We start from the raw sequence: 5,597 nt of genomic DNA, 5'->3' as shown, positions 1-5,597 counted from the left end.
CGAAGACATCGGACTCATTCATCTGGCGTCGTTCGCGTACTGCCCCTGCCGGCCCAGCCGCAAGGAGCGTCATGCGTCTCAGCACCCGTACGGCCGCCACGGTGAGCGTGGCCGCTTCGCTCGTGGGCCTCGTCGGTTCCTCATCGTCGGCTTCGGCTTCGTCCTCCGGGTCATCGGAAGGCACGTACTGCTCCGTGGTCGTGGAGCGGATGAAGCCGGGCGAGAAGGTGTCCCGGGTGAGGAGCCAGACCTGTTCCGACGACAGGACGACGGCGGCGACGATGAGCAGCAGTGCCGGAACCCTGCTCATCACGTGGTACCAGCACGCCGGGTACGGCGGCGGCATGACCCATGGGTACGGGGAGTACGGTCCCTGCGACCGGTCCGGCTACGTCCCGGACGCCGGCATGTCGCGGTACATGATCTCCTCGTTCGAGACCTGCAACAGCTGCGACGGGCAGATGGCCGCCCTCAACGACGACCCGAACCCGGTCCACTACTACGGCTACGCCACGGAGTACGTGGGCGACCGGGCGAATGACGACATCGGCTACATCAAGGTCTGGGACGCCCTTTGGAGCGGGTCACCGACGGCTGCCGCCAACCCCGACCACGAACCCGGCCATGGCTGGTCAGTGGAACCTGGCCGGCCGCCCCCGGCGCCACGAGCGTGGCGCAAGTCCAGGAAGCAGCGCGGCCGTACACCGGACTCGCCGGGCTCCAGGCTCGTACGGTCCGCCGGTGCGATCGCACGGAGCGGCGGGCAACTCCTGGACCGCGGGCGCGGTCTCGTCATCGGCTGCCGCGATCTCCACTACAGCCGGAGACCGCGAGAAGCCGGGCGAGCCGGGCGCCGCGTGGACGACAGCGGCTGGGTGAAGGCGCCGGCGGGGGCGCCCACTTGGGGTGTCGCGGGCCGAGTGCGGCAGTCCGTCCTTCAGGTGCGCAGGAAGTCGGCATGACGGGCGTGGGGTCCGGCCGTCTTCCGGCCGACGGCGGTGGAGAGCACGCTGCGGTGGAGCCGGGTCCCTGCCGGTCGCACCGGAGCCGGTACGGCACTCGGTTCGACGGTCCGGTCGGCGTCCAGCCGTGCGTGGACGTCGAGCGGTACGTCTTCACGGAGTCCGTCGAGAAGGTGGCTCTCCCGGCACCGCACCCGGCTGCACGTGCGACTCCGTGTTTCACTTCCGACCCCCGAGTATCTGGTTGATATTAATCATTTGTAGATCGAATGTAAATCGGGGCCCATGAGGATGCCTGTGCCGTCTGATCACAGACTGCTACGCCAAGAGGAAAGGCATACTCATGGGATACGGCAGAACCAGCCTGTGGGCTGCGGGTTCGGCCCTGGCCGCGGCGATGGCGCTCGTCGGCACCCTCGCCCCGGGCGCCAGCGCCGAGCAGCAGCGCGACGGTAACAGCGAGAAGAGCGTCCCGATCTCACAGGCTGTCGGCGCCGACAACCTGCGGAAGATGAACGAGCAGCGACCCCTCGTCGCCGCTGCGAGCATCCTGGCCAAGGCCCAGGAGCGGGGCCACTACGAGGGCTACACGGGCATCGGCCTTCAGGAAGACCACGTCACCCTGTGGTGGAAGGGCGACCTGCCCGAGCCCGTACAGCGGGCCGCGGAGCGGGCCCGCAGAACCGCCCCCGTGCACATCGTCGCCGCGGACCACTCGCTGGCCGAACTCAAGGACGCCTCCGAGCTGTTACAAGCCCGGCTGGAGAAGGACCCCTCGCTCGGCCACAGCGTCAAGATCCCCACTGACGGCAGCGGACTGGTCCTGGCACGGGACACCACCCGCGCAGCACGCACCGCCTCCGTCGCGCAGGACCACAGCACGGTCGACCGGATCGCCGGCGTGTCCGTGAAGACGATCAGCGAGGAGCCTCTCCAGGAACGCTCGCGTGTGAACGACGGTGCGCCGTGGTCGGGCGGAGCACAGATAAACTTCAACGGCGGGGCGTGCACGGCCGGGTTCGGTGTGCGTGACGCAAGCGCGACCTACCTGCTCACCGCTGAGCACTGCGGTCGGAGCGGCAATCGGTTCACCAACCCGCAGGGCACCTACATCGGCACCTCCACCAAGTCCAGTGACGCCCACGACGTGATGCTCATCCCCACGAACTCCGACAACTTCATGTACACCGGGGGACCCGACAGCGACGCGGGCGTGCGGGTCGACGGCTGGGACCACGTCTTCCCGGGTGAGTACCTGTGCCAGTCCGGAGTCACCAGCGCACGGGCCACGGGCGGCCCGGTCTGCAACATGAAGGTCCTCTTCTTCTACAACGACTCCGAAGACCTGGTGGAGGCGGAGCAGATGGACGGCCGGGAGGCGGCCCGCAGCGGTGACAGCGGCGGCCCGATCTACACCGCCTCGGCCGCCGGCGGCGCGATCGCCAAGGGCACGGTGACCCGTAGTGCGGGGGCGCGCCTGGGCTTCCAGGACTTCTACACGGCCACGCGGGACTTCGGCATCTGGATCAACAGGTAGATCCGTCCTCGCGGCCCGTGCCCGGGCCCGCCCGGCGTCCTCGGCGGCCGTGAAGGCCGGGAGGACGCCGGCTTCCGTCGCGGCGGCCTCGGCGAGCCGCAGCGCGGGCTGGCGGTGGGAGCCGAGGCGGGACGGCTGTCAGTGCGGCAGTTCCTGTCCCCGCACCAGCGGCAGGGTCTCGGCGAGCCGGACCACTGGCGGGCCAGGCGCCGCCGGACGGGGCCGGGGACGCCCGGCAGCCGCAGCAGCCGCTCGCCGGCGGCGCGCAGGACGCGATGCTCGGCGGTGTCAGCGGTGTACGCGTCGTAGCCGTACACCAACGCGGCGGCGGCCGAGGAGGAGTTGCACTCGATGTCCCGGGCCGCCACCCAGCGCGCCCGGGGCCGGCCGGGGCGTCCACGAGCGTGCCGCTCGCCCGCAGTTCCGCCCGGAACCGGCGTGCGTGGTGGCCGAGTCCCGGCCACTCCTCGGCGGTCACGAGGGAACCCTTCCGCAACAGGAACGTGTTCGTCCCGTCGTCGCCGTACTGGGTCAGCACATGCCCGCGCGCCTCGGCACCGTCCTGCGGCAGCTTGATGCGGAAATCGGGCGCGCCGGACAGACGGTCGGGCAGCGGCATGGGTGACCTTCGGGCAGAGGGCGACGCCTGCGTCGAACACCGCGCAGGCTAAACGTTGGCACCGTCAACGTGTATACGTGAGGTTTCAGTCCTCTTCGGACAAGGCGGCGCGCAGGTCGGCCAGCGTCACCTGTCCCTCAGGGGTGTCGGCCAGCCAGAAGGTCCAGCCGTTGGTCCCCGCTCCGGCCGCGTTGGCGGCTCCGGACGGGGTGTCGTGGATCTGCCCGTCGAGCCGGATGCGGCCCTCGTCGTCGACGACGGCCACCTGCCCGTACTCCTCCCACGCGGGGGTGAGGACGGTGCCCGCGCCGATCAGGCCGGCGTCCAGCAGCTCCGACAGCTTGATCCGGCGGGAGGGGAGCCTGCCCGCCGTGCGCTGCTCGGGCACGACGGACGGGGCGCTGTACACAGGGCGGTAGGAGTCGCTCTCCAACTGCCGGAAGGCGTCACGGACGACCTGTGCCATCAGGGCGCGGCGAGCGGTGAGGAAGGTGTCGTAGTCCATCGACGGCCAGTCGTCCGGCAGGGCGTGCAGAGAGAGCTGGCGGGCCATGACGTCGGCGGGCAGACCCTTGGCGGCCAGCTGGGCGGGCCAGTACTGCGCCGGCGCCTGGTCGGAGATGGCGATGTTGTCACTCCACTCCAGCAGCGCCATGTTGGCGATCTGGTTGATGCGTGCGCTGGTGGTGATTCCGAGGGAGCTCTGCAGGTACTTCCGGGGGAAGAGATGATGCCGCTCGACGCCCTTGCGCGCGAGGACGGCCGGGTCGAGCCGGGTACGGACCTTGACGTTGGACAGCAGGACGTCCGCGTCCAGGATGTTGAGAGCCGCGATGTACGCGAGCAGGGCGGGCGATTTGGCGGCGGAGCTGTTCAGCGTGTTGGGCAGGGTGATGCTCCAGAAGTCCGAGGTGAGGGTTTCCCGGACGACCCGGTCGAGGGCGGTGGTGTAACCGTCCGCGTCGCCGTGCGGGATGTCCCGCAGCAGGGCGAGATCGTGCTCCATCTGAGACTCCACCGAACCGGTGTAGCGGCCGGTGAGCTGTGCCATGAAGAACCAGCGCGCGATGACGGACCGGAGCCGGTCGAGGGGGACGTCGTAGCGGACGCGGCCGATCAGCCACAGCGCGTAGCTGTAGAGCAGCGCGTTCTGGCTGGAGATCATCTTCTCGCCGCGGAAGCCGGCGCGCTCCAGGCAGAGGAAGAACTCGTGCCAGTGCCGGAGGTCCAGGACGTGCTTCTGTGCCTCCTGGAGTTGTGCGAAGCGTGCCTCGCGCTGCCCGGGGGACAGCTTCCCGGTGGCGTCCCGCCCGCGCAGGGTCGCGTAGACCTGTTTGAGCACGGCGGAGTCCAGGCCGACGGCGGCGACCACGCGCAGCAGCTGGGGCGGCTTGGGCTTGATGTACCAGTTGAAGGGTGACGCGCCGTGGAGAGCCGGAGTTCGCGACTGCCGGCAGAACTCCTCCAGAGCGCGGCGTCCCTCCTCCCAGAACACGGAGGTGAGCGTGAGGATGAAGTCCGCCTGGTCGAGCTTCACGCCTTCGCTGTTGATGCGGACGAAGATCTCCGCGACCTGCTCCTCGTCGATGTCGGCCGAGAGCACCACCCCCTTGAAGGGGTAGCTCTCCAGGTCGTGCAGACGGTCGAGCGCGTCCTGGATCCGGTCCTCCTCGGCCTCGGTGAGGGGACGCTTGTCGTTCAGGCGGGCGAGGAAGTCACGGATGACCTTGCGGCGCCCTGTGGCGGTGTCCCACAGCACGCTGATGTCCGGGAGGTACTCGGGATCCCTTTCGATGGCCGCGTCCGTGACGGCGAAGGTGTCGTCCGAGGGACGGAAGGCGATCCGGACGCGCGTCGTGCGGTAGTCCTCCCTCACCACGGGTGTGCCGGTCATGACGGCGAAGAGCGAGGTGAGGCGTTGCTGGCCGTCGACGATGAGCCGGCGAGCCGCCTCCGGTTTGGCCCCTTCGCCGATCTGCCGCGCCCCGGGTTCGATCCCGGTCTCCCAGAAGAGCAGGTAGCCGACCGGGAAGCCCTTGTACATCGAGTCGAACAGCTCGCGCGCCTTCGCCGGTTGCCACACGTAGGGGCGTTGCAGGTCGGGCAGGGCGATCTCGCCGCGCCGGATGTCGGTGATCAGGTCGGCTACCTGGTGGGTCGTGTCCTTGAACAGCACGGTGGCCATCGGCCGGGTCTCCTCGGGGTGATGGGAGGGGAAAGGCGGACTGTGGGATCAGCCGGTCATGGTGAGCAACGCGCCAGCCGCGTTTCCGGTACTTCGTCTCGCGTCGATTCGGCCGCTCCCACGTCGGATCCCGCCTTGGAGTCCGGGCCGCGCAGTCTGTCGACGACCCACTTCACTCCCGCCCCGGCGAGGGTGAGGGCCAGGATCCCGGCAGCAGCTTCCCCTCGGCCCTTCGTCCTGTAGTGGGCTCTCGAGTCGTCAGGTCCACCCAGATGAATGAGTCCGATGTCTTCA

4 protein-coding genes are annotated in these 5,597 nt (G+C 69.3%); 2 read left to right on the top strand and 2 right to left on the bottom strand.

Features of this window, described 5'->3' with window-relative positions; genetic code table 11:
• Window positions 1-346, bottom strand: a 346-nt coding sequence (locus ACZ56B_RS32585) for a hypothetical protein (protein WP_468798624.1), incomplete at its 3' end; no start/stop codon positions are given.
• On the opposite strand from ACZ56B_RS32585, the gene ACZ56B_RS32580 reads away from it, so the two are divergent.
• Complete coding sequence (locus tag ACZ56B_RS32580) at window positions 345-962, top strand: hypothetical protein (protein WP_468798621.1); 618 nt, start codon at window positions 345-347, stop codon at window positions 960-962. The two genes, ACZ56B_RS32585 and ACZ56B_RS32580, sit on opposite strands and share 2 nt — an antisense overlap.
• Before the next feature lie 343 nt (window positions 963-1,305).
• Window positions 1,306-2,499: a trypsin-like serine protease gene (locus ACZ56B_RS32575; RefSeq protein ID WP_468798618.1), complete on the top strand. Its 1,194-nt coding sequence runs from the start codon at window positions 1,306-1,308 to the stop codon at window positions 2,497-2,499.
• Between the two features lie 704 nt (window positions 2,500-3,203).
• Here the strand turns inward: ACZ56B_RS32575 and ACZ56B_RS32570 are convergent.
• Entirely contained in the window at window positions 3,204-5,303 is a 2,100-nt protein-coding gene (locus ACZ56B_RS32570) for a GmrSD restriction endonuclease domain-containing protein (protein ID WP_468798615.1), read from the bottom strand.
• Between the last annotated feature and the right edge of the window lie 294 nt (window positions 5,304-5,597).

It is taken from the genome of Streptomyces sp. NPDC034670 (assembly GCF_055574875.1).
Note: the sequence above shows the minus strand (reverse complement) of the source record. Positions and strands in the feature narration are given on the sequence as shown.